This window comes from Atribacterota bacterium, from assembly GCA_039638595.1.
Taxonomy (GTDB): Bacteria; Atribacterota; Atribacteria; order Atribacterales; family Caldatribacteriaceae; genus Profundicultor; species Profundicultor thermophilus.
Genome location: JBDIWM010000030.1, coordinates 1 through 22,506 on the forward strand (window position 1 = coordinate 1; position 22,506 = coordinate 22,506).

The 22,506-nt window shown below is 51.4% G+C and carries 24 protein-coding genes; 1 reads left to right on the forward strand and 23 read right to left on the reverse strand.

What is annotated here, in order from left to right:
• The 18 genes from guaA to ABDK92_07825 all read right to left on the reverse strand — a co-directional run.
• On the reverse strand, window positions 1-1,266 hold a 1,266-nt coding region (guaA, locus tag ABDK92_07740; protein ID MEN3186506.1), incomplete at its 3' end, for a glutamine-hydrolyzing GMP synthase.
• A gap of 1 nt (window position 1,267) precedes the next feature.
• Window positions 1,268-2,431, reverse strand: a complete 1,164-nt coding sequence (locus ABDK92_07745; protein MEN3186507.1) for a GuaB3 family IMP dehydrogenase-related protein — start codon at window positions 2,429-2,431, stop codon at window positions 1,268-1,270.
• Between the two features lie 159 nt (window positions 2,432-2,590).
• Complete coding sequence (gene groL / locus ABDK92_07750; GenBank protein MEN3186508.1) at window positions 2,591-4,186, reverse strand: chaperonin GroEL; 1,596 nt, start codon at window positions 4,184-4,186, stop codon at window positions 2,591-2,593.
• Window positions 4,187-4,298: 112 nt separating this feature from the next.
• Window positions 4,299-5,306 carry a tRNA (adenosine(37)-N6)-threonylcarbamoyltransferase complex transferase subunit TsaD gene (gene tsaD, locus ABDK92_07755; GenBank protein ID MEN3186509.1) on the reverse strand — a complete coding sequence of 336 codons (1,008 nt, stop codon included), beginning with the start codon at window positions 5,304-5,306 and terminating at the stop codon, window positions 4,299-4,301.
• Window positions 5,307-5,310: 4 nt separating this feature from the next.
• A complete protein-coding gene (rimI, locus tag ABDK92_07760) occupies window positions 5,311-5,805 on the reverse strand; it encodes a ribosomal protein S18-alanine N-acetyltransferase (GenBank protein ID MEN3186510.1) in 495 nt (164 codons plus the stop codon).
• Window positions 5,780-6,460 carry a tRNA (adenosine(37)-N6)-threonylcarbamoyltransferase complex dimerization subunit type 1 TsaB gene (gene tsaB, locus ABDK92_07765; protein ID MEN3186511.1) on the reverse strand — a complete coding sequence of 227 codons (681 nt, stop codon included), beginning with the start codon at window positions 6,458-6,460 and terminating at the stop codon, window positions 5,780-5,782. Before tsaB ends, rimI begins: the two co-directional genes overlap by 26 nt.
• The gene (gene tsaE / locus ABDK92_07770) at window positions 6,457-6,882 is read right to left on the reverse strand and encodes a tRNA (adenosine(37)-N6)-threonylcarbamoyltransferase complex ATPase subunit type 1 TsaE (GenBank protein ID MEN3186512.1); all 426 of its coding nucleotides are present in this window, start codon (window positions 6,880-6,882) and stop codon (window positions 6,457-6,459) included. Before tsaE ends, tsaB begins: the two co-directional genes overlap by 4 nt.
• Window positions 6,863-8,011: an alanine racemase gene (gene alr / locus ABDK92_07775; protein MEN3186513.1), complete on the reverse strand. Its 1,149-nt coding sequence runs from the start codon at window positions 8,009-8,011 to the stop codon at window positions 6,863-6,865. The genes tsaE and alr overlap by 20 nt, the downstream gene beginning before the upstream one ends.
• A complete protein-coding gene (locus ABDK92_07780; protein MEN3186514.1) occupies window positions 7,938-9,554 on the reverse strand; it encodes an NAD(P)H-hydrate dehydratase in 1,617 nt (538 codons plus the stop codon). Before ABDK92_07780 ends, alr begins: the two co-directional genes overlap by 74 nt.
• Window positions 9,551-9,931, reverse strand: coding sequence for a 4'-phosphopantetheinyl transferase superfamily protein (locus ABDK92_07785; protein MEN3186515.1), 381 nt, complete (start codon window positions 9,929-9,931; stop codon window positions 9,551-9,553). The genes ABDK92_07780 and ABDK92_07785 overlap by 4 nt, the downstream gene beginning before the upstream one ends.
• Window positions 9,928-12,012 carry an elongation factor G gene (gene fusA, locus ABDK92_07790; protein ID MEN3186516.1) on the reverse strand — a complete coding sequence of 695 codons (2,085 nt, stop codon included), beginning with the start codon at window positions 12,010-12,012 and terminating at the stop codon, window positions 9,928-9,930. Before fusA ends, ABDK92_07785 begins: the two co-directional genes overlap by 4 nt.
• A gap of 53 nt (window positions 12,013-12,065) precedes the next feature.
• Complete coding sequence (locus ABDK92_07795; GenBank protein ID MEN3186517.1) at window positions 12,066-12,203, reverse strand: hypothetical protein; 138 nt, start codon at window positions 12,201-12,203, stop codon at window positions 12,066-12,068.
• Window position 12,204: 1 nt separating this feature from the next.
• Window positions 12,205-12,972 (reverse strand): diadenylate cyclase CdaA, encoded by a 768-nt coding sequence (gene cdaA, locus ABDK92_07800; GenBank protein MEN3186518.1) that lies wholly within the window; start codon window positions 12,970-12,972, stop codon window positions 12,205-12,207.
• Between the two features lie 13 nt (window positions 12,973-12,985).
• A complete protein-coding gene (gene argF, locus ABDK92_07805; protein MEN3186519.1) occupies window positions 12,986-13,921 on the reverse strand; it encodes an ornithine carbamoyltransferase in 936 nt (311 codons plus the stop codon).
• Window positions 13,918-15,015: an alanine racemase gene (locus ABDK92_07810; GenBank protein ID MEN3186520.1), complete on the reverse strand. Its 1,098-nt coding sequence runs from the start codon at window positions 15,013-15,015 to the stop codon at window positions 13,918-13,920. The genes argF and ABDK92_07810 overlap by 4 nt, the downstream gene beginning before the upstream one ends.
• Window positions 15,016-15,095: 80 nt before the next feature.
• Window positions 15,096-15,485: a 30S ribosomal protein S9 gene (rpsI, locus tag ABDK92_07815; protein MEN3186521.1), complete on the reverse strand. Its 390-nt coding sequence runs from the start codon at window positions 15,483-15,485 to the stop codon at window positions 15,096-15,098.
• 7 nt (window positions 15,486-15,492) lie between these two features.
• Window positions 15,493-15,936, reverse strand: a complete 444-nt coding sequence (rplM, locus tag ABDK92_07820; protein ID MEN3186522.1) for a 50S ribosomal protein L13 — start codon at window positions 15,934-15,936, stop codon at window positions 15,493-15,495.
• Window positions 15,937-16,049: 113 nt separating this feature from the next.
• Window positions 16,050-17,621 (reverse strand): FGGY-family carbohydrate kinase, encoded by a 1,572-nt coding sequence (locus ABDK92_07825; GenBank protein MEN3186523.1) that lies wholly within the window; start codon window positions 17,619-17,621, stop codon window positions 16,050-16,052.
• 40 nt (window positions 17,622-17,661) lie between these two features.
• On the opposite strand from ABDK92_07825, the gene ABDK92_07830 reads away from it, so the two are divergent.
• Window positions 17,662-18,132 (forward strand): Mut7-C RNAse domain-containing protein, encoded by a 471-nt coding sequence (locus ABDK92_07830; protein ID MEN3186524.1) that lies wholly within the window; start codon window positions 17,662-17,664, stop codon window positions 18,130-18,132.
• Here the strand turns inward: ABDK92_07830 and ABDK92_07835 are convergent.
• The 5 genes from ABDK92_07835 to ABDK92_07855 form a co-directional block, all read right to left on the reverse strand.
• Window positions 18,129-19,322 carry a phosphoglycerate kinase gene (locus tag ABDK92_07835; GenBank protein ID MEN3186525.1) on the reverse strand — a complete coding sequence of 398 codons (1,194 nt, stop codon included), beginning with the start codon at window positions 19,320-19,322 and terminating at the stop codon, window positions 18,129-18,131. The genes ABDK92_07830 and ABDK92_07835 overlap by 4 nt on opposite strands.
• 15 nt (window positions 19,323-19,337) lie before the next feature.
• On the reverse strand, window positions 19,338-19,772 hold the full coding sequence (locus ABDK92_07840; protein ID MEN3186526.1) for a CBS domain-containing protein: 435 nt from the start codon (window positions 19,770-19,772) through the stop codon (window positions 19,338-19,340).
• Window positions 19,773-19,818: 46 nt separating this feature from the next.
• A complete protein-coding gene (locus ABDK92_07845; protein MEN3186527.1) occupies window positions 19,819-20,502 on the reverse strand; it encodes a rhomboid family intramembrane serine protease in 684 nt (227 codons plus the stop codon).
• 28 nt (window positions 20,503-20,530) lie between these two features.
• On the reverse strand, window positions 20,531-21,670 hold the full coding sequence (gene hemW, locus ABDK92_07850) for a radical SAM family heme chaperone HemW (GenBank protein ID MEN3186528.1): 1,140 nt from the start codon (window positions 21,668-21,670) through the stop codon (window positions 20,531-20,533).
• Window positions 21,667-22,506: elongation factor 4 (locus ABDK92_07855; GenBank protein MEN3186529.1), on the reverse strand; the 840-nt coding region annotated here is incomplete at its 5' end. The genes ABDK92_07855 and hemW, both read right to left, overlap by 4 nt.

Genomic DNA, 22,506 nt, shown 5'->3' on the forward strand with positions numbered 1-22,506 from the left:
CTTCAATTCCTGATTGATGATGGCGTCCATGTCTCGAAGAATCTCTAATCGCTCTTCGGTGACTTCCCCCACGATGCGCACCGCCAGTCCCGGACCCGGGAAGGGTTGCCTCCAGACAATTTCTTCAGGAATGCCAAGCTCGATGGCCAGCTTCCTCACTTCATCCTTGAACAGGAACTTCAACGGCTCAATCAGGGTTAACTGCATATGCTCCGGTAATCCACCCACATTGTGATGGGTCTTGATTCGAGCCGAGGGCCCCCAGACGGAAACACTCTCAATCACATCGGGATAGGTGGTGCCCTGGAGCAGGTACTGCACTTCCCCCAACCTCTGGGCTTCCTCCTCAAAAACCTCCACAAAAACCCGCCCAATGATTTTTCTCTTTTCCTCTGGATCCAGAACTCCTTTCAAAGCCCCCAGGAAACGTTCCCTGGCATCAACATAAATGGTCCGCTCTTTTCCCAAAAGTGCCCTCATATTCGAGAGCACCTGCTCAGCTTCCCCTTTGCGCAAAAGACCATTGTTGACAAAGATACAGTTCAACCGATTGCCAATGGCCCGATAGGTGAGCACAGCCGCAGTGACTGAATCAACGCCGCCACTCAGCGCACACACCGCTTCACCCGACTCCACCTCGTTCCGAATCCACTGGATTTGTTGCTTCAGAATGGAATCCGGAGTCCACTGGGCAGCGCAGCCGCAAATGGTAAAGATGAAATTAGCCAGAATTTCCTGGCCAAGAGGCGTATGAGACACTTCAGGATGAAACTGAATTCCCCAGATTCTCCCCTTCTGGTCCCGGACTGCCGCGTACTCACAGGCATCGGTTCTCGCCACACAGGTAAACCCCTCAGGCAATTCCTTCACACTATCGCCATGGCTCATCCAGCAAACCATTTCATTGCCCAGGTTCTCAAAAATCCCTTTCTTCTCCAGGGGGTAAAGGAGTGACTTCCCATACTCTCGACTGTGCGCCCGAACCACCTTCCCACCCAGGGTATTCACCAGGAGTTGCATTCCGTAACAGATACCCAAAATCGGCTTATCCACCGCCAGGACCTCTTCTTTTAACCGGGGGGCGTTTTCATCGGTGACACTGTAGGGACTACCCGAAATGATGATGCCTTTAATTTCGGAATCGTCAAGATTGTGGCCGGCAAGATGGTAGGGCCATATTTCACAATACACCTGAAGCTCACGAATTCTTCGAGCGATGAGCTGAGTATACTGAGAACCGTAATCCAGAATGACGATTTTATCCACCTTATTTCCCCATCCCCACTCCCTGCGTCTTCTGCAGGAACTTTCCCTCGTTCCAGATGCTGGGAGAAATCGCAATTTCAACTTTCTGCATGGCACGAATGTCCTTTGCCCCTAAGGACCCCATGGAACCTCGCAACGCTCCCACCAGGTTCATGGTTCCGTCAGTGAGGTGGCTCGGGCCAAAGAGGATCTCTCGCAGGGTTCCCTTAATCCCCACCGTAACCAGCGTCCCCCGCGGCAAGTTGGGGTCCGGTGTAGCCATCCCCCAGTGGTGCCCCCGTCCCGGAGCTTCCTGCGCACAGGCCAGCGGTGCTCCAATCATGACCGCATCGGCTCCGCTGGCAATGGCTTTGGCAATATCGCCTCCAACCCGCATCCCCCCGTCAGTAATGACGGCTACCCGCCGACCAGTAGCCTTAAAATAGTCATCTCTGGCACAGGCCACATCCACCGTGGCGGTAATCTGAGGCACACCAATTCCCAGAACCGCTCGAGTGGTGCAGGCAGCTCCCGGCCCAATGCCCACCAGAACCCCTGCCGCACCCGCCTTCATGAGTTCCAACGCCACCTCATAGGTGGCACAGTTTCCCACTATCACTGGAACCTTGGTGTTCTTACAGAAACGCTCTAAATCCAGGACGTTCACCGTAGAAGAAACGTAACGCAGGGTGGTAACCGTGGATTGAATGACCAGGATATCAAGACCAGTTTCTAAAGCAACCTTCCCAATCGTTTCTGCCCTGGAAGGGGTTACCGAACCAGCGGCAAGCACGCCCTGTGCTTTAATCTTCTGAATACACCCGGCTATCAGTTCCTCTTTAATCGGTTCCTGATATAACCGTTGGAGAAACGAAGCCACCTCTTCCTTTGGCTTTACGATCAACTCGGCAATGTGTTCATAGGGGTCAGGATACCGAGTAAACAACCCTTCTAAATTGAGTACCCCCAATCCCCCCAATTTTCCAAGTTCTTGCGCCATTACCGGGTCAATGACCCCATCCATCGCTGCACCCAGTATGGGGATACCAAGTGAAACATCCCCTATGGTGGTGGAAACATCCACATCCTTAGGGTCGATGGTAACCACACCCGGTACCAGGGAAACATCATCAAAGCCAAAAGTCATCCTTGCAAAACGGCCTTTTCCTAAAGACCAGCAGTCCATCTCACTCACCCTTCAACCCGGAAGATTTCTTAGCATTATACCCTTCTTCCTCTTGAATCTCAAACTAAAGCGAACGAGGAAGGAGTAAACGGTAGAACTCCCCTCCAAAAAGAAAAAGCCCTGAGGATGGCAACAAAAACCGTCCTCAGGGCAAAACGCTCACCTGGGTTGTGGCGTTTCTTTTTTTTCCTTCCCTTCCACCACCAAAACCTGAGTGGTGAGGATGAGCGAAGCCACACTCACCGCATTCTGCAGTGCCGCCTTGGTGACTTTAACCGGATCCAGAATCCCTGCAGTAATCATATCCACAAACTGACCCTGCAAGACATCAAATCCTACTCGCCAATCCTCTTTTTTTATCGTTTCCACAACCAAAGCACCGTTAAATCCAGCATTTTCAGCGATTCTTCGGGTCGGTTCCTCCATGGCTCGTCGCACAATTTCTGCTCCAACTCGTTCTTCCTCTGAGTATCCCTGAAAATCAAGCTCACGAGCCACGTGGACCAGCGTTGCTCCTCCTCCGGGAACAATGCCTTCCTCTACGGCTGCCCGGGTCGCCGAAAGAGCATCTTCAACCCGGTGCTTTTTCTCTTTCATTTCCACTTCGGTCGGAGCACCAACCCGGATGACGGCTACCCCACCAACCAATTTGGCCAATCGTTCCTGAAGCTTTTCCCGATCGTAATCTGAGGTGGCCTTAGCAATCTGTGCCCGAATCTGCTCAATCCTGGACTGTATATCAACTCTTTTACCCTGACCACCCACAATAACGGTATGGTCCTTGGTCACTTTGACCTTCTCCGCTTTCCCCAAAAGGTCCAGGGTCACCTTTTCCAGCTTCATCCCGACTTCTTGAGCAATCACTTGACCACCAGTTAATACGGCAATGTCCTGCAATATCTCTTTTCTCCTATCACCAAAAGCGGGAGCCTTGACTGCAGCCACCCGGATTACTCCTTTGAGGGTATTCACAACCAGTGCAGCTAATGCTTCTCCCTCCAGATCCTCGGCGATGATAAACAGGGGTTTTCCCACCTGTACAATCTGCTGCAAAAGAGGAAGGAAACTCTGCAGGGTACTGATTTTGAAGTCGGTAATCAGAAGGAATGGTTCCTCCAGAACCACTTCCATTTTTTCAGCATCGGTGACAAAATAGGGAGACAAAAATCCACGGTCAAACTGCATTCCCTCCACCACTTCCAAGGTGGTCTCCGCGGATTTCGATTCCTCCACTGTAACCACCCCATCCCGACCCACTTTTTCCATAGCCTCGGCAATGATGGCTCCAATCTGAGCATCGTTCGCCGAAATAGAAGCAACCTGCGCCACGGCTTCTTTCCCTTCGACGGCAATGGTATACCGCTCCATGGCTTTGAACGCTAAACCCCTGGCCTTTTCCATTCCGCTTTTGAGGAATATGGGGTTATATCCAGCGGTGACGGCTTTGAGACCCTCCTTAGCCATCTTTTGGGCCAGCACCACTGCCGTGGTGGTGCCATCTCCAGCCACATCGTTGGTTTTGGAAGCCACTTCTCGAACCAGTCTGGCTCCCAGATTCTGGAAATAATCATCGATTTCAATTTCTCGAGCAATGGTTACCCCATCATTGGTCACCGTGGGTGAACCGTATTTCTTTTCCAGAATCACATTCCTTCCCCTGGGTCCCAGAGTGAGCCTCACCGCGTTTGCCAGGCGGTCAATCCCTTCCTCCATCGCCTTACGTGCTTCAGCGCCGAAAACGAGTTCTTTGGCCATATTTCCAACACCTTCCTTCTCTCTATGTCCATCATGAGTATCCTGTACAATAAAACACAATGTAGAATCATACCACAAAAGTCTCTTACAAAGCAAACTGGATAATCCCCCGTTACAGGGAGAGTTGCGGCTCGGGCTCTATGGTCAGAGCATCCCTCTGCCCACGAAGAAAACGGTATAACCCGCACACTGCCACCATCGCACCGTTGTCGGTGCAAAAGGAAAGGGAAGGGAAATACACCCGAAATCCTCTTTGTTCGGCTTCTTTCTGCATCATTTGCCGCAAGGCAGAGTTGGCTGCTACTCCTCCTCCTACCACCACCTGACGATAGCCGGTATGCTCCAGAGCCCGGATGGTTTTCTTCGTGAGAATCCGCACCACACTTTCCTGAAAAGAGGCCACCAGGTCCGTTAATACCTGAGGGTCTCCTTTTTCCACTTCCGGAAGTCCAGAGAATGTTCGGATTACCGCGGTTTTCAAGCCACTAAAACTGAAGTCCAGGGTATCCTCATACTCCAAACCCCCGGGAAAGAAAAAGCGTGCCGGGTCTCCTTTTTTGCTCAGTTGGTCGATGATTCCTCCTCCCGGATACCCCAAACCCAAAAACTTGGCTACCTTATCATAGGCTTCACCCGCTGCATCGTCCCTCGTCCGTCCCAAAGGGCGATACACCCCCCAGTTTTCCACCGCCACAAGCTCGGTGTGACCGCCAGAAACCAGAAGACAAACAAAAGGAGGAACAACGTGGGGATGGTCGAGGAGCACCGCAAAGAGATGTCCCTCAAGGTGGTTCACCCCCACCAGAGGTTTCTTGCGGGTGATGGCAATCACTTTCGCCAAGCACATTCCCATGAGGAGTGACCCTAAAAGACCTGGCCCCCGGGTAACCGCCACCAGGTCTACATCCTGGAGCTCCACCTGGGCCTGGTGTAGAGCCTGGTCGAGAACGGGAAAAAGCAATTCCAGATGTTTTCGAGCCGCAATCTCTGGAACCACCCCTCCAAATTGACGATGAAAATCAACCTGACTCGAAATCACGTTCGATAAAACCGTCTTTTCTCCATTCACCACCGCCACGCAGCTATCATCGCAGCTGGTTTCAATCCCCAGAATGAGCACCGCCTCAACTCCCTTCCGTCAGGTCTTTTCTCATCACAATGGCATCTTCACCATCCGCATAGTACCTCCGGCGCCTTCCTATGGGAAGAAAGCCAAATTCCCGATACAGATTCTGCGCCACCAGATTCGAAACCCGCACTTCTAAGAGTACCTCCTTACATCCGCGGAGCTGGGCGTAGCGCAATGCATAGGCAAAAAGCCTTTTCCCAAACCCTTTTCTCCGATAAGCAGGATGGATAGCAAAGGTGGTGATATGGGCCTCTTCGAATAAAAGCCACAGGCCGATGTAGCCAATCACCTTCTCGTGCCATAAGGCTACAAAGTAGGAGGCCACGCGATTGGATATCTCGCTCAAAAATAGCGAGTACGACCAGGGTTGAGAAAAAGACTTGCGCTCAATAGCCACAATAAAAGGGATGTGCTGGGTCCGCATCTTCGCGATTTTGAAGCCATTCTCTTCCTGTATAAACTCTTCATCCATGAAATATTTTTGAGCCATAGATGGGCACCAACTGAAACAGGGTCGTCCAGTGCGAGGAACATTGGCTTTGACGCAGGAAATACAGATGTGCCAGGCTTCGTGCTTGAGGAAAGGCAAAAGGAGAATAGTAACAATTCAATCCCTGGTTTTCAAAATAGGTCTTGAGTTCAGCCCAGGGGGTGATAATCAGGGAATCCTTCGGCTTCCCCAAGGCGTTCACGAAACTCTCTAAAGAACCGGTTTGAATGTTGAGGTCACCGGGGTTGACCCTAAAATCAGGGTTGAGTTCCGTCCAGAAAACCTCATTTCTTTTGTGCATGATGACCGGAACAAGAACCTGATACCCACAGGCCTGAACCTCGGCTTCGCTAACTTGATTGGCCATCACCTCCAAAGTGGAAAAACCGTAAACGGGTTTTTGGAGCGCATAGGCTAAGCTTTTCCCAATCATGGTGGCAATCTTAACCCCGGTAAAAAACCCCGGACCAAGGCCCACCACCACTGCTTGGATTACCTCTAAAAAGTTAAACTCCTCCCCTAAGCGTTCCAGATACCGGAAAATCAGTCGGGAATGACCCATCGTGGTGTGGTGGCTCACCTCAAAAAACGTTTTGTCCTTTTCAAATAAACCCATACTCATCCAGCTGGTACTGCTATCAAGCGCCAAAATCATGGTGCCCACCGCTTCACCGTAATCTCCCGTTCATTCGGCGCAACCACCTGCAATTCCACCACCCAGAAGGGAGGGGAAAAAAAGGGGAGAAACTTATCGCCCCACTCCACCACCAGTAGACCCCCTCGCTCCAGATACTCTTCGAATCCCAAATGCACCACTTCTTCCCATTTTTCCAGACGGTAAAAATCCATATGGAAAAGAGGAGCCCTTCCCCCCAGGTATTCATGAACAAGCGCAAAGGTAGGACTGTGTACGACTTTTGGGTCAATCCCCAATCCCTGTGCCATCCCTTTCACCAACACCGTCTTCCCCGCCCCCAATTCGCCCTGTAAGAGCACCAGAGCCGGAATGGGGATATGAACCACCAGGTCCTCCCCAATTTTTCGGGTCTCTCCCTCACTATGGCTTCGCTGACCCATGCGTATTCTCGATGAACACCCGAGTCTTTACTTTCTTCAAGCTACAGAGGACTTCGTGGGGAATAGTCCCCGCAAGCCGGGCCAGGTCCTCTACCCGGATTTCTTCCTCCCCATCCCTACCGATTAAGGTTACCAGGTCACCCTCTTTCACCTCGGGGATATCGGTCACATCAACCGTTAACTGGTCCATGGAAATGGCGCCTATCACCTTTGCTCTCCTTTTTCTCACCAGCACTTCCATCCGGTTAGAAAGAACACGGAAAACCCCCTGAGCATACCCGATGGAAACAATAGCCACCTTGGTATCCCGAACAGTGATGAATGTACCTCCATAACCAACCCGAAAACCGGGCGGGAGGCTTTTTACGTATTTGACCACCGCTTTGAGCTGAGCCACCGGCCTTAACCCCCTCTCCGCAACCAGATCTACCTTGAGGGTTGGCGAGATCCCAAAAAGCGCAATCCCAATGCGAGACATATCCAGGTGCATCTCAGGAAAACTCAAAAAACCGGCACTGTTACAGCAGTGACCAACGAGGTTTTTCCTTTCCGGACCAAAACTATTCAGGAACCAGGAAAAGCGTTCGAATTGCCACCTGGTATACATGGGGTCAGACTCGGCACTTCCAAAATGAGTCATCACCCCATCCATACGTAAAAAGGATTTTTGGGTCACCGTCTCAAGAAAACTGGACTTCAACTCTTCCAGGAGAAAACCCAACCTGCCCATACCCGTGTCCACCTTGAGATGAAAGGGTGTTCTTTTCCCTTTTTTCTTACTGGCTTCCTCGAGCAATTCAAGGTCCCTTGGAGACGATACCACCGGGATGAACCCTTCTTCCACAATGGCCTCTGCCTCCCAGGGAAGAAATCCCCCTAAAATATAAATGGTTCCTCCAACTCCCCTCTCCTTTAACTCCTGTCCCTCTTCAACCGAGGAAACACCAAAATCCCTGATTCCGAATGAGAAGAGGAATTCTGCCGCCTCCAAACCATGCCCATAGCAACCCGATTTCACCACCGCCATGATGCGGCTATGAGGCGTAGCGATACGCCTAAGAATTTCCCAGTTGTGTCGGAGGTTCTGAACATTGATTTCCAGCCAAAAATGGGATGGTATACTGTCCACCTTCGATCACCTTTCTTGATTCGCGCACCTTTTCTGCGATTTCTCGAGCCACAATGTGTTTCTTTCCTTCTTCTTCCAGGAGGTCACCGGCTACCCCGTGCAGAAACACACCACAAAGAGCCGACTCCCACAATCCCAACCCCTGGGCCCTCAACCCCCCAATCATTCCCGTTAAAACATCACCACTTCCCGCAGTCGCCAGATTCGGACCCCCAGTGGGATTCACCACCACCGTACCGTCCGGTGAGGCGATGAGTGTTCCCGCACCTTTGAGCACCACCACACTCTGGAAATAATCAGCACAGGCCCGACAAGCGGAAATCCGATCTTGATTCACCTCGACGACCGGAATCCCCAAGAGCCTCCCCATTTCCCCAGCATGAGGAGTGAGAATCCAGGAGGAGAGTTTTCCCTTAAAGCACTTTCGATTTTGGGCAATGATATTCAGCGCATCGGCATCCAGAACCCCACCAAAGGGGATTTCTTCCACCAACCGCTCCAGAAAGAAGGCCGTAGAAGGTGTTCCACCCAGCCCCGGACCTACAGCCAGGCACCGGCACTTTCTGGCTTCTACTGCCTCTTTTACTGCTAAAAAATCAGAAAGCGCATAATGGAATTCTGGGGTTTTGGATCGGCGAGGAAGCACCACACTCACCAGTTCCGGCAAGACCAATTTGACCAGAGAAGCAAGTTCTTCGGGAAGTGGCCAGACCACCATTCCTGCCCCCACCTGATAGGCACCAAAAGCAAGGAGCATTCCAGCCCCCAACATGGCTGAAGACCCCGCCACCATCCCCAAAACCCCAGCGGAAATTTTATGGGTACTCCAGTCCCGCTGCGGCAAAAAGGCTACGACATCCTGGGGGGTAAGGAGAAAGGCATCGGCCTTATCGCTTAAGGGCACTCCGATATCCACACACTTCAGTCTTCCCATATATTCCCGTGCCGGAAATTGCACCAAACCCTGTTTACACTTTCCCATGGTGACGGTACAGTGCGCCCGTACTGCTTCACCAAAGACCATTCCGCTTCCGGCATCGACACCTGAGGGAACATCAATGGAAAGCACCGTACAGGATGACTGATTGATTTTTCGAATAACTTCGGCAAAGATTCCCTGAGGAGCTCTGCGGAGCCCCGTACCAAAAAGGGCATCAATGATGAGGGCAGGCTCCATAAACTCCAAATCGTTTGCCACACGCACCTCCCTCACTGACCCACCGAGGGCGGCAAAAAGGGTATAGTTTGCAGCGGTATCCGGAGTCATTTTCTCCTTCTCACCCACCAGGTAAACGGTGATTTCCAGGTTCCGAAAACGACTGCGCAGATGCCTGGCTGCCACCAGTCCATCGCCCCCGTTATTCCCCACTCCACAGACCACAAATACTTGGTTCAATCCCAAATCCGTAACAAAAGATGCCGCTTCCTCAGCCACCCTTCCTCCAGCATTTTCCATGAGAAGCCGGGTCGTGATACCCAACCGCTCAACACATTCTTGCTCCAGATGCTGCATGGTTTGAGGTGTAACCAGCTCAATCATCATTCCTCACCCCAGGCCACCGCTACAGCCACCACCGCCAAGCGGGAATGTGAAATGGAAAGTGAAATCTGGGAGAATCGCCCCTCAAAGGGGGGAGAGAGTTGCACCACCGGTTTCCCTGAACTGGTATGGAGAACCCGGATGGCCTTCCATCCAATGGTTTCTCCCCTCTGGAGGAAGAGCTTTTTGACCGCCTCTTTACTGGCGAAAAGAGCCGCAACACCCTCCTGAAATCGCTTTTCTCCTTTATGAGCGTAAAAATCAAGCTCCTCATCCACGAAAATCCGGTTTAAAAACCGTTCCCGGAATCGACAGAGTGTATTGCGCACGGCTTCGATTTCCAGAAGGTCAACACCTACGAAAAGAGAAATCTCCTTCACTCGGCCACTTCTTTTTCCTTTTTGGCTTTCTCAATGATACCCTCTGCAATCTGCGCCGGGACTTCCTCGTAGTGCGAGAAGCGCATGGAAAAAGAACCCCGTCCCTGGGTAATGGACCGAAGGTCCACCGAATACCGGAACAGTTCCGCCAAAGGCACCATCGCTTTCACCTTCTGATACCCATTCTGTGGTTCCATTCCCAGAATCCGTCCTCGTCGGGCATTGAGGTCCCCAATGACGTCGCCCATATTCTCGTCAGGCACCAGAACCTCAACGTTCATGATGGGTTCCAAGAGCACCGGATTCGCTTCGGATGCTCCCTTACGGAAGGCCATCGAACCGGCAATCTTAAAGGCCATATCCGAAGAATCCACCGGATGGTAGGAACCATCGTACACCGTCACCCGCACATCGATGACCGGATACCCGGCCAAAATTCCCTCCTGCATCGCTTCCTGAACGCCCTTTTCCACCGCCGGAATGTAGTTGCGAGGAATCACGCCCCCCACGATTTTGTCCACAAACTCAAATCCCTGTCCCCGGGGCAGGGGCTCCAGTTCAATCCAGGCATGACCGTACTGACCTCGACCACCGGATTGTCTCTTGTACTTCCCTTCCGCTTTGGCGTTCTTTTTGATGGTCTCTTTATAGGGAACCTGAGGAATCGACAAACCAACCTCCACCCCGAACTTCCGTTTCATCTTATCCACTACCACATCCAGATGGATGTCCCCCAAACCGTAGAGGATATCTTCCTTGGTGTCTGGGTCCCGCTGGACCTTGAGGGTGGGATCTTCCTCCAACACCCGGCTGAGGGCCTGGCTAATCTTCTCCTCGTCACCTTTACCCAGCGGCCGGATTGCCGCCAGATAGTTCGGCTCCGGGTAGGTAAGGGGAGGGAAAACAATGGGGTGGTCTTTGTCCGCTAAGGTGTCACCCAAATAGATTTCGCTGATTTTGGCCACTGCCGCAATATCCCCAGCAGTGACCTCTTTGGTCTGTTCCTGATTCTTTCCCCGTAAAAAGACCAGCTGACCAATTTTTTCCTCCACCCCCCGAGACGCATTGTACAGCTTGGCCTCCGGAGAAATTTTCCCTGAAAAAACCCGGAAAAGGGCAATTTTTCCCACATAGGGGTCGCTAATAATTTTGAATACAAAAGCCGAAAAAGGTTCATTCTGGTCACATCCTCTCTCCTCTTCGGCCTGGGTGGTCGGGTTGATTCCCTTGACCCTCCCCCGCTCCTCCGGTGAGGGGGCAAAATCGACCAGAAAATCACTCAAAAGAGCCACACCTTTATTACTCAACCCAGAAGCACACAAGACTGGAAAGATTTTTCGTTCCCGAATAGCCTGTCGCAATGCCTGCCGTAGCACCTGTGGATCAATTTCCTGACCTTCCAGGTAGAGATTCAACAGTTCATCGTTGGTTTCGGCCACATTCTCAATCAAATTTTCCCGGAAGGAATCCACCGTTTCTTTAACCTCTTCAGGGATGGATCCCTCCTTGACTTTCCCCTCTCCCTCAAAATAAAACGCTTTCAACGAAAAGAGATCCACCACTCCCCGGAAATTGGCCTCTTTCCCAATGGGAAAGAATACCGGTGTGGCTTTAGGGGTAAGGCGTTCTTTGAGTTCCTCTAAGGTTTTTTCAAAGTCCGCTCCTTCGCGGTCCATCTTGTTGATCACAAAAATAACCGGTAACCCCTCCTGGGAAAGATACTGAAAAACTTTTTCGGTACCTACCTCCACTCCGGAAACGGCACACAAAAGCACCATGCCACTATCCACTGCCCGCAGGGCCCCAATCACATTGCCCACGAAATCAGCGTACCCAGGAGTGTCCACCAGGTTCAGCTTGCATCCTTTCCACGGCAACGGGAGCACCGAAAGGTCAATCGAAATGCCACGCTTAATCTCCTCAGATTGCCAGTCCGAAACGGTATTCCCTTCTTCCACCTTGCCCCGACGGGTGATAAGGCCAGCATTAAAAAGCATGGCCTCGGTCAGGGTGGTTTTTCCCGCCCCGGCATGAGAGAATAGACCCACGTTGCGGATTTTGCTTTTGTCCAGATCCTTCAAGGAAAACTCCTCCTTCCAACCGATTGTCTCCAATTTCTGTATCGTTCAAAACCTTACCGATACGCGCTCCACAGAAAAAACCACAAACTCAAGGCGAACGCCAGCGCCCATAGCTTCACTTTCCAGTCATAACGCCAAAAATGCCGTAATCGCTCCCATCCTCTCCGCCAGTATCGTGCCAGAAACTTCATCCTATTCTCCATATTTCTTATAAAGAATTTTCAACATCTTTTTCAAAGCACCGATCTCCACATCCCAGGCCATTTTACCATGAACCGCCAGAGAAACCCTCCCCGTGGTTCCCGAGACCACTACCGCCAGCGCATCCGTTTGCTCGGTAATTCCAATCCCTGCCCGGTGACGGGTACCGACCAACTTATCCACCTGGCTGGAATCAGCCAGGGGTAGGATGCATCCCGCTGCCACTATTCTACCATTTCTGATGATGAGTGCTCCATCATGGAGAGGAGAATCTGGCAGGAATACGGAAAAGGTTAACTCCGAAGAAAACACGGCATCAATGGGAATACCGGTCTGAACAAAGTCCCGCAGGCTTTGGTTCCGCTCCAAAACCAGTAACGCCCCCACCTTTTTTCGTGCCAGTGCCTGACAGGTTAATACCACTTCCTCGATAAACTTCGCGCGACTTTCTCCTTCCAAAAAAAGGTCATAGTTGGCGAGAAATCCCCGGCGATAATAGGCATGACCAAAATAGATGCGCCGAATTTCCGGCTGAAAGGCCACCAGCACTGCTCCAAAGTATCCTAAAAGCAGAAGTTCCCAGAAAAATCGGAGCTCTTTGAATCCCAAGAGGTTGCTCCACCCTCCCACGACAAAAAGAACCAGAAGAACCTTCAAAGGTCCAAAAAGGAGGGTTTCCCTGATTCGGGCAATGAGATGATAGGTAACATAATAAATGATGAGAATCTCGATACAGTAGTACCAGAAACCACTTGGCAAGACCAATGTTCTCCTATACCCCTAAACAAAGCGCAAGAAGTGCTTTCTGGGCATGGAGACGATTCTCGGCCTGATCCAGAACCACCGATTGAACACCATCGATCACTGCATCGGTAATCTCCTGACCTCGATGCGCCGGCATGCAATGCATCACGATGGCCTCTGGCGAAGCACTCCCCAAAAGCTCCTCATTCAGCTGATAGGGGGTAAAGAAGGAAATCCGCTCCTCGGCTTCGTGTTCTTTTCCCATACTGGTCCACACATCGGTGTACAGGACCTCCGCCCCCCGTACCGCCTCTTTGGGATTCTCCTCGTAGACAATCTCTGCACCACTTTCCCGACCTTTTTCTTGCGCCCAGTTCCAGATGGTTTCCTTGGGTCGGTACCGTGAGGGGGTACTCACTGTCAGGTGAAGACCCAAAACCGCCGCCGCCACAATCCAGGAATGGCAGACGTTATTCCCATCGCCCACAAAACACACCTTCATCCCCAGATTCCCCTTCTTCTCCTGAACTGTCAGAAGGTCTCCCAAAACCTGGCAGGGATGGTGAAGATCCGAAAGACCGTTAATCACCGGAACCGTCGAGTAATGAGCCAGTTCCAGAATGCTTTCGTGAGCGAAGGTCCGTACCACGATTCCGTCGACCATGCGGCTTAAAACCTGGGCCACATCTTTGATGGCCTCCCTCTTCCCCAGACCCACTTCCTGTGGGCCCAAGTAGAAACTCTCTCCCCCCAACTGCCGTGCCGCCACTTCAAAAGAAACCCTGGTCCGCAACGACGGTTTCTCGAAGAGGAGCGCCAGAATCTTCCCTCGCAAAACCGGAGGGTTTTCTCCCAAGATCCATCTTCTTTTGAGATCTTCTGCAGATTCCAGGATAAAAAGAATCTCTTCTTTCGAAAAATCAGCCAGATCCAGAAAATGTTTTCCCCTGAAACGGTTCTTCATTTTCCACACCTTCCCCCTGTGTTTCGGTATACTTTTTCCACATATGGGGAGAGAAAGGCCCGTAGCACCGCTCCGTACCCGGCACGAAAACCCAACACATCCCCCACTTGGTAGTCTTTCTTGCTTTCTTCGACGTCCACCACCAGGTAGTTACTGGTTGCCCCTATTATTTTAACACCCTCGCCGAGGAAATATAACTGGTTTTCATCGACATCCTGCTTTCCCAGGGCCAAAAGGGCTCTTTTTCGTTGACCGAGAGTCGGTGTGGAAACTGCTTTCCCAAATGCATCGAAGCCCCGTACCGATTCCCGCGCCACCTCTTTGGAGGACACTTCCACGATTTCCGCCCAGATGGTGAAGGCTCCCTGTTCCAACCAGTCAATGGTCCTTTTACGGCTGATGTCACTGCCAAAGAGAAAGGCCTCCCCAAAACGGATTTCATCCACACCCTCCCAAACTTCTCCACGTTCCCAGAGCTCAATAAAGGTGGTCCCCCCAACCGAGAGCCCAATTTTCCGACCACCAAGCTGTTCTTGTAACTCCTTTTTGAGGGTTAAAAGCTTTTGCATCCTGGTCTGATCCGGTAAAACCCCGTTGAGGCAGGCCAGGGTGGAACCAATCCCCTGGACCTCAATCCACGGGAGTTGGTGCATCTTCTCCCGCAAAAGGAACAATTCCTGCGGTAAAAACCCTTCCCGGGCATCGCCACTCTCCACTGCCAGAATTACCTGCTGACTTTTTTGCCCCTTTTCTGCCACCGCATTCATTTCCCGCAGCACCCCGAAGTGAGACACAAAAGGGATGATTCCATACTCCCAGATGGTTTCGAGTTCTCCCCGCATGGGGAGGCGAATGAGTTCCAGGCGTACAGCCTTCCCAAATAACGTCCGGATGCGCAGCAGGTTCATCAAATTCGAATCCGCAAAATCTCGCACCCCCGCCTCAACGAGCATCTCAACGAGTGGAAAATCCGCCAAAAACCCTTTGGTGACAAAGACTGACCTCACACCCCACTTCTGGCAATGCCAAAGAAGGGTTACCACATTCTTCTGGATTACGTTCAGGTCAATCTCTAAACGGGGATACCGCACCATAACTCACCCCTTAGAGGACAAATTGGAGGGCAGCAAAAGGGGAGAAATAAAAAACCCCCTCCAGAGAGGGGGCAATATGGTTATCGCTTGGAGAACTGGAATCTGGCCCGTGCCGACCGCTGCCCGTATTTCTTGCGCTCCTTCATCCGGGGATCGCGGGTTAAGAGCCCTGCTTTCTTCAGGACCGGACGAAGGTTCTCATCGACGAGGAGCAAAGCCCGAGCAATTCCATGAGCCACTGCTCCCGCCTGACCGCTCAATCCTCCACCTTTTACCAAGACTTCCACATCCATTCTGGAATCCCTTCCAGTAAGGGTCAGGGGCTTCTGAATCAGAATTTGCCAGGACGGACAGGGGAAATATTCCTGCAAGGGTCTTCCATTCACCCGGACTTTTCCATTCCCCAAAGTCAACCAGACCTTGGCCACGGCATGCTTCCTTCTACCAGTCGCATAGTATTTGATTGCCAAACTCACTTCATTCACTCCTTATCTCTAAGGGAATCGGATTCTGTGCCGCGTGGGGATGAGAAGGACCGCTGTAAATTTTCAATTTCTGAATGAGCTTCCTTCCCAAGCGGTTATGGGGAAGCATCCCCCAGACCGCCCTCCGCAAAACCTCCTCTGGCTTCCTTGCCAGGAGCTTTCCCAACGATTCCTCCCGAAATCCCGCAGGATACCCGGTATGCCAGCGATAGAGTTTCTGCTCCCTTTTCTTACCGGTTACCTGAATCTCTTTGGCATTCACCACGATTACAAAGTCTCCCGTGTCCCAGGAAGGCGTATAAATGGTCTTGTGTTTCCCCATCAAAATCTTCGCGATCTGAGTCGCCAACCTTCCCAGAACCTTCCCCTTGGCATCCACCACATACCACTTTTTTTCTATTTCCGGAACCGATGGCAGATACGTTTTGGTTTGCATGACCTTTTCTCCTTTGACTTCACCCACTCCGTACATGGGCCAGATTGAAAACCCAAAGACACAGTGAATTGTAAATAAATGCCAGAGAATTGTCAAGGAATAGTCCCAAAACTTTATTCCTTCCGGGAATTTTTGAAATTGTTGGTATGAGTGGCAAGGTCATGCATGATCTCTTTCAGCTGAAAATAGGATCGCAGATACTGGTCATAGTAAAAACGGTACCGCTCGTGATGGTGTCGGTTGGGATAGATTTGCCCTGAAACCTGGACCATTTTGAGCGTCGCCTCCGGGATGGTGTCGTAGAATCCCACTCCTACCGCTGCATAGATCGCCGTTCCCAAGGTGCTGGCCTCTTCCACTGTGGTGAGGTAAATGGGAACGTTGGTGACATCAGCATGAATCTGTAACCACAACCGACTGCGAGACCCAACCCCACTCACATACACCTCCTGGACCTCAAAACCATTCTGAGCCAGTGTCTCCAGGATATGGTAAGTACCATACGCCGCCCCCTCGTAAATCGCCCGTAAAATGTGTTTCTTGGTATGGCTGAGGGAAAGTCCTAAGATCATGCCCCTGGCCAGAGGGTCCTGATAAGGACTGCGATTACCTTGAAAGTAATCAAGCACAATGAGCCCTTCCGAACCAGGTGGAACTTGCGCCACCATGCCATCCAGAATCTCAAATTCTCGCGTTTTCAACTCACAGGGACCACCACATTCCTCCTTTGCAAAGTGGTCCACAAACCACCGGATAAGTGACCCCGTAGTGCTCTGGCCCCCTTCGAGAATCCACATATTGGGTAAAACCGCCTGATAATATGGACCCCAGATACCCGGACTGAAAATGGGGTGTTCTGAAACCGCCAAATGACAGGTGGAGGGACCAATCACCATGGCCAATCTCTGAGGGTGAACCACATCCAGACCCACCATGGCCGCATAAGCATCAATACCACCTTGAATAACGGGAGTCCCTGGTATAAGGCCCAGGTCATATGCGGCCTTTTTACTCAATTCCCCCACCTTCTCTGCCACGGGAACGAGTTCTTTGGGCCACTTCTGAAGTAGTTCCTCAAAATTGAGTTCCCGCAAAAGCGAAACCGGCCACCCCTCTTCAGTCGGGCAATAGTTCCACTTGCAGATGGCGTTATTGTGCGACGTCACCCAGCGATCCGTCAGTTTGAAAACAATCCAATTCTGGGATTCCACAAAGTAGTCAGCATTGGTGAACACATCGGGAAGATTTTCCTTAAACCATAGCGCTTTGGGAATCATCCATTCCGGTGACTCGTGCCCACCTGCATACTTGAGAACTGGATGAGCTGTGGCGTTGATGCGCTCAGCCTGGTCAAAAGCCCTCACATCCATCCACAAAATCGCCCGGTACTTAGGGTTCCCAAAACGGTCTACAGGGAGTACCGTGCAAGAACTGGCACTGACACTGATTGCCGCAATCTCCTCCGGACGTACCTCCCCTTCAAAAATGCATCGCCGTACTGTATCCTGTGTCGCCTTCCACCAGTCACCAGGATCCTGTTCTGCCCATCCGGGTCGGGGATGGTATTCAGGATAGGAGTAGAAGGAAAGCGCCACCACGTTTCCCCGAACGTCAAAGATGCCACTCCGGAGGCCCTGGGTACCGATGTCAATCCCTAAGAAATACGGTGGTCTGGTATTTACCATAGGTTTACCCTCTCCTTACTGTGTGGTACAATAAATCCAAATGACCGACCAAACATTTCTTGCCGACTGCATGTTAGGAAAATTAGCCCGCTGGCTTCGCATCGTTGGATACGACACCAGGTATTTCCGACATGCAGAAGACCACACCCTGATCGCCGTAGCGCGCTTCGAAGGACGAACGCTTTTGACCAAAGACCAAGCCCTTTTTAAAAGAGCTCAAGAAATCGCGTACTTCGTCCAGGCTGAATCTTTGACTCTCCAGCTCAGAGAAATCCTCCTTCACTTTGGATTGCCTCTCCGGCTTTCGCACACTCGCTGTCCCTCCTGTAACGCAGCACTCCTTCCCGTTCCTCCTCAAAAAGCCAAGGCGCATGTTCCCCTTTTCGTCTCCCTGAGTTTCGAAGAATTCAAACAATGCCCTCACTGCCAGAAAATCTACTGGCCGGGAACGCACTGGCAGAGAATCCTCCAGATTTGCCAGGAGCTCCCGGACCCTAAAACCCCTTTTTAGCGGTCGAGCAGTACCTCAACTCCCGGAAGGGTTCTCCCTTCCACAAACTCAAGTGACGCTCCTCCACCGGTTGAAATATGGGTGATATGCTTTTCCACCCCAGCTTTCTTAATCGCCGCAATGGTATCCCCTCCGCCGACCACCACCACCGCCCCGCTCTGCGCCACCTTCTTGGCGATCTCCACCGTTCCCTGGGCAAAGAGGTCTACTTCAAACAAACCCAGCGGGCCATTCCAGAAAATGGTTTTGGCCTGAGTAACCTCAAGACCAAACTTTTCCACCGTCTTCGGTCCGATATCAAAACCACCCATGTTAGGAGGAATTTCATTCCAGGCCACCACACTGGTTTCCACTCCCTCTTTCCCCTCTGGAGCCACCACGAAATCCTCCGGCAAAACCAGCTTAACCCCCTTCTCTTTGGCCATGTTCAGGATACTTTTCGCCTCTTCAATCATGTCTTCCTCTAAAAGCGAGGTTCCCACCTCATACCCCATGGCCTTGATAAAGGTATAGGACATACCACCGCCAATGAGCAGGGCATCGACTTTGAGAAGCAACTTCTTGATTACCCCAATTTTACTGGAAACCTTCGCACCTCCCAGAATGGCCAGGAATGGCCGCACCGGGTTATTGAGCCTTTCACCCAGCGCTTCGAGCTCTTTCTCCATGAGAAATCCAGCATAGGCCGGAAGGAACTTGGCAACCCCAGCCGTGGAGGCATGAGCCCGGTGGGCAGTCCCGAAGGCATCATTGACGTAGAGGTCAGCGAGCTTGGCCAGGGACCGGGCAAAGTTTTCATCGTTCGCTTCTTCCTCAGCGTAAAAACGGACATTTTCCAAAAGGAGTGCTTCTCCTTCCTGCAGGGCGTTGGCCAACTTTTCAACCTCCTCACCGATGCAATCGTTGGCCTTGTACACCTTCTTTCCCAACAACTCTTCCAGCCTTCGGGCTACCGGATCCATGCGGAACTCGTCTTTGGGTTTTCCCTTAGGACGCCCAAGATGGGAAACGAGGATCACCTTGGCACCCCGTTCCAGAAGGAACCGAATTGTGGGAAGACTCTCCACAATTCTGGTATCATCGGTAATATGCCGCTGCTCATCCAGAGGAACATTGAAATCAACCCTGACCAGGACCTTCTTCCCCTTAAGTTCCTCTTTTGAGATATCTCGAATGGTCTTTTTGTTCATAGAATCCACCTCCATTTATTTGCTTTCCAGTAAAAATTGCAGAAATTTGACCCGACTCACCACACCCACCATCTTATTTTCCTTAATCACCGGCACCAGCTCAAGACCCGTCTGCAGAAAGAGGTCCAAAATATCTTCCACGCTCTCTTCTGCTTCAAGGTACTCAAACTTCCGCTCCATAAACTCTGATATTTCCCGATTCGCCAGATCCTTGAGCTTACTCCGCAGGGCAGCAAAAATGCTCCCGGTCAAGGCTACCTCTTTTTGGGCCTCTTCCATGAGTTGCTGGAAGAAGTTTTGCAGAACGAAGTAACCCACCGGCCTTTGCTCGAGGTCAACCACCACCACCCCGCTCATTTTTCTGCGGGCTAAAAACTGCAACACATCCCGCAAAAGGTCAAAATCGTTGACGGAAAGAATTTCTGGCAACATAATTTCTTCAACCAGCACTGTGATTCCCCCTCACGTGGCATCGTGTTTCTCACCTCGGGCACCGCTACCAGTAGGAATGCCGATAGAGACGCACCGAAACTATTTTACTCCATAGCGCTCCCAACGCAAATCCCCCGAGATGGGCAAACCAGGCTACTCCTCCATAGTTAGGAAAAGCCAGAGAAAAAAGCCCGTAGACGATTTGTAAGAGAATCCAGAATCCCAAAAGCACCAGCGCCGGGACCCGCACAAACTGGACAAAAAATCCCCAGAATACCATCACCACCACCCGAGCATAGGGAAAAAACACCAGATACCCTCCCATCACTCCGGCAATGGCTCCACTGGCTCCCACCACCGGCAAAAGGGAGTTCGGAAATATCAGCGCATGGACCAAACCTGCGGTCAAACCGCAAGCCAGGTAAAAAAAGAGAAACTGGAAATGACCCAGGATATCCTCTACGTTGTTTCCAAATATCCACAGATACAGCATGTTAAAGAGAAGATGGAACAAATTCCCGTGCACAAACTGGGAGGTAAAAAGAGTCGTAAGGGGGTTTAAGACTCCCAACAGAGGTCTTGCTCTTCCCCACAAAAACGCCGGAACAAGACCAATTTGAAAAAAGAACTGGTCCGAAGAACCACCAAAGAGTACCTGCCAAAAGAAAATCAGGATATTCAACCCGATTATCAAAACTGTAACCACCGGAAACCGGCGAGTTGGCAATTCATCCCGTATCGGAATCATGGATTAACCATACCACAATCTGGGCTCATTAATCAATAAGTTCAGCGAGAACCTGGTTGGCCAGAACAATCCCTCGGGGAGTGAGTACATACCGCCCCGCAGAATGGTCTAACCAACCTTCCTGTACCAAACGCTTTACGGTTTTCAGTTTCTCCGCTACCATAGAGGGAGGATAACCCTCAAGGTCTTCCATCGCCAGACCTTCGCCCTTCCGTAACCCCATGACCATCACCTCCCCCAATCTGCGGAAAGGAGGAAGCTCCTCCCGAAATGCAATCGGGAGGGTATGTTTCTCCAACGCCTGCACATAGCGTTTGAGAGAATTGGTGTTTCGCTCCCGCACTCCTTTCAGATACGACCAGGCCGAAACCCCCAGACCCAGATATTCCTGGTCACTCCAGTAACGGAGATTATGCCGACACTCATCCCCAGGCTGGGCAAAATTGGAAATCTCATACTGCCGATATCCTGCCTCTCTCAAGCGCACCATGGTCCATTCCCAGAGGACTGACTCGTTCTCCACGGAGGGAAATAAGCGTTTATGACAACGGAAAAACCAGAAGAGGGGACTTTGGGAATGAAGGGTTAAGTTATACACTGAAAGGTGAGGCGGAGCAAAAGTAAGAGCCTGTTCCAGGTCCCTTTGCCAGCGGCTTAAGTCCTGCAACGGAAGGCCATATATCAAATCCATGCTCCAGTAGCGAAAATGCCCCCGAGTCTCATGAAGCGTTTTCCAGAGCACCTCTTTGGGGGTATCCCGGCCCAGAAAAAGGAGATATTCTGGAGTAAAAGACTGTACCCCCACACTGAGGCGATTGACCCCCACCCCACGAAAATCCCCAATTTTCCGCTCATCACCTTCTTGTGGCCGCATTTCCAGAGTAATCTCGGCACGGGGAGAAAAGGAAAAGTACTCTTTCATGGCCCTGAGTACCCAGGCAATAGCCTCAGGCTCAAGAAGCGAGGGGGTACCACCACCGAAATAGACCGTTTCCACGGTCCTCCCCGCCAGGGCATAGCGTTCCACTCTGAGGCAAAGTTCCTGGTAAAGGAAGGCCAGGTAGGAAAGGACCTGAAAGCGATCCTGCCATAGGTAGGAAACAAAATCACAGTACCGACAGCGCGTAACACAAAAAGGAATGTGAATATAAACGGAAAGCGCCTTCATTGATCGCTGCGAAGGACTGCCAGGAATGCTTCCTGGGGGATGCGAACCTTGCCTACAGCTTTCATCCGTTTTTTCCCTTCTTTCTGCTTCTCCAGAAGTTTCCTCTTTCGGGTCACATCGCCCCCGTAACACTTCTGGAGCACATCTTTGCGCAGAGCTGGGATATCCTCCCGGGCAATCACCTTTCCGCTAATGGCCGCTTGGAGCGAAACCACAAAGAGCTGGCGAGGAATGAGTTCTTTCAGGCGTTTCACCAGTTCTCGAGCTCGAGACGAAGCATTCTCCTCGCAGGAAATGAATGACAGACCATCCACCCGCTCCTTGTTCACCAGAATATCGACCCGCACCAACCGGGCAGGACGATATCCCAGAAATTCATAATCGAGACTCGCATATCCACGACTTAAGGCCTTCAGACGGTCATAGAAATCAAGGAGGATTTCCACCATGGGAAGCTCATAGGAGAGTAAGACGGTGTTTTCATCGAGAAAGGTCATGTCTTTGAAAATACCCCTGCGACCCTGACAGAGCTCCATAATCCCACCTAAATATGGGGAAGGAACCACAATCTTCACGTCCACATACGGTTCTTCGGCTTCCTCAATTTCTGATAACGAGGGAAAGTCTCGGGGGGATTTGACTTCCACCACTTCTCCCTTTTTGGTCAACACTCGGTACACCACATGAGGCGCCGTCGCCACCGCTTCCACTCCGAACTCCCGTTCGATTCGTTCCTGGATGATTTCCATGTGCAGAAGCCCCAAAAACCCGCAGCGAAAACCAAACCCCAGGGCTTCTGAAAAATCGGCTTCAAAGGTCAAAGAAGCATCGTTCAA

What these genes read in the sequence shown, in the direction of transcription:
- tsaE (MEN3186512.1), bottom strand. Translation starts at nt 6,882, where the DNA reads ATGGGTCAGCGAAGCCATAGTGAGGGAGAGACCCGAAAAATTGGGGAG.
- tsaB (MEN3186511.1), bottom strand. Translation starts at nt 6,460, where the DNA reads ATGATTTTGGCGCTTGATAGCAGTACCAGCTGGATGAGTATGGGTTTA.
- ABDK92_07845 (MEN3186527.1), bottom strand. Translation starts at nt 20,502, where the DNA reads ATGATTCCGATACGGGATGAATTGCCAACTCGCCGGTTTCCGGTGGTT.
- rimI (MEN3186510.1), bottom strand. Translation starts at nt 5,805, where the DNA reads ATGGCTCAAAAATATTTCATGGATGAAGAGTTTATACAGGAAGAGAAT.
- hemW (MEN3186528.1), bottom strand. Translation starts at nt 21,670, where the DNA reads ATGAAGGCGCTTTCCGTTTATATTCACATTCCTTTTTGTGTTACGCGC.
- ABDK92_07810 (MEN3186520.1), bottom strand. Translation starts at nt 15,015, where the DNA reads ATGGTGCGGTATCCCCGTTTAGAGATTGACCTGAACGTAATCCAGAAG.
- groL (MEN3186508.1), bottom strand. Translation starts at nt 4,186, where the DNA reads ATGGCCAAAGAACTCGTTTTCGGCGCTGAAGCACGTAAGGCGATGGAG.
- ABDK92_07795 (MEN3186517.1), bottom strand. Translation starts at nt 12,203, where the DNA reads ATGAAGTTTCTGGCACGATACTGGCGGAGAGGATGGGAGCGATTACGG.
- ABDK92_07745 (MEN3186507.1), bottom strand. Translation starts at nt 2,431, where the DNA reads ATGGACTGCTGGTCTTTAGGAAAAGGCCGTTTTGCAAGGATGACTTTT.
- argF (MEN3186519.1), bottom strand. Translation starts at nt 13,921, where the DNA reads ATGAAGAACCGTTTCAGGGGAAAACATTTTCTGGATCTGGCTGATTTT.
- ABDK92_07825 (MEN3186523.1), bottom strand. Translation starts at nt 17,621, where the DNA reads ATGGTAAATACCAGACCACCGTATTTCTTAGGGATTGACATCGGTACC.
- ABDK92_07835 (MEN3186525.1), bottom strand. Translation starts at nt 19,322, where the DNA reads ATGAACAAAAAGACCATTCGAGATATCTCAAAAGAGGAACTTAAGGGG.
- rplM (MEN3186522.1), bottom strand. Translation starts at nt 15,936, where the DNA reads ATGCAAACCAAAACGTATCTGCCATCGGTTCCGGAAATAGAAAAAAAG.
- ABDK92_07780 (MEN3186514.1), bottom strand. Translation starts at nt 9,554, where the DNA reads ATGATGATTGAGCTGGTTACACCTCAAACCATGCAGCATCTGGAGCAA.
- ABDK92_07830 (MEN3186524.1), top strand. Translation starts at nt 17,662, where the DNA reads ATGACCGACCAAACATTTCTTGCCGACTGCATGTTAGGAAAATTAGCC.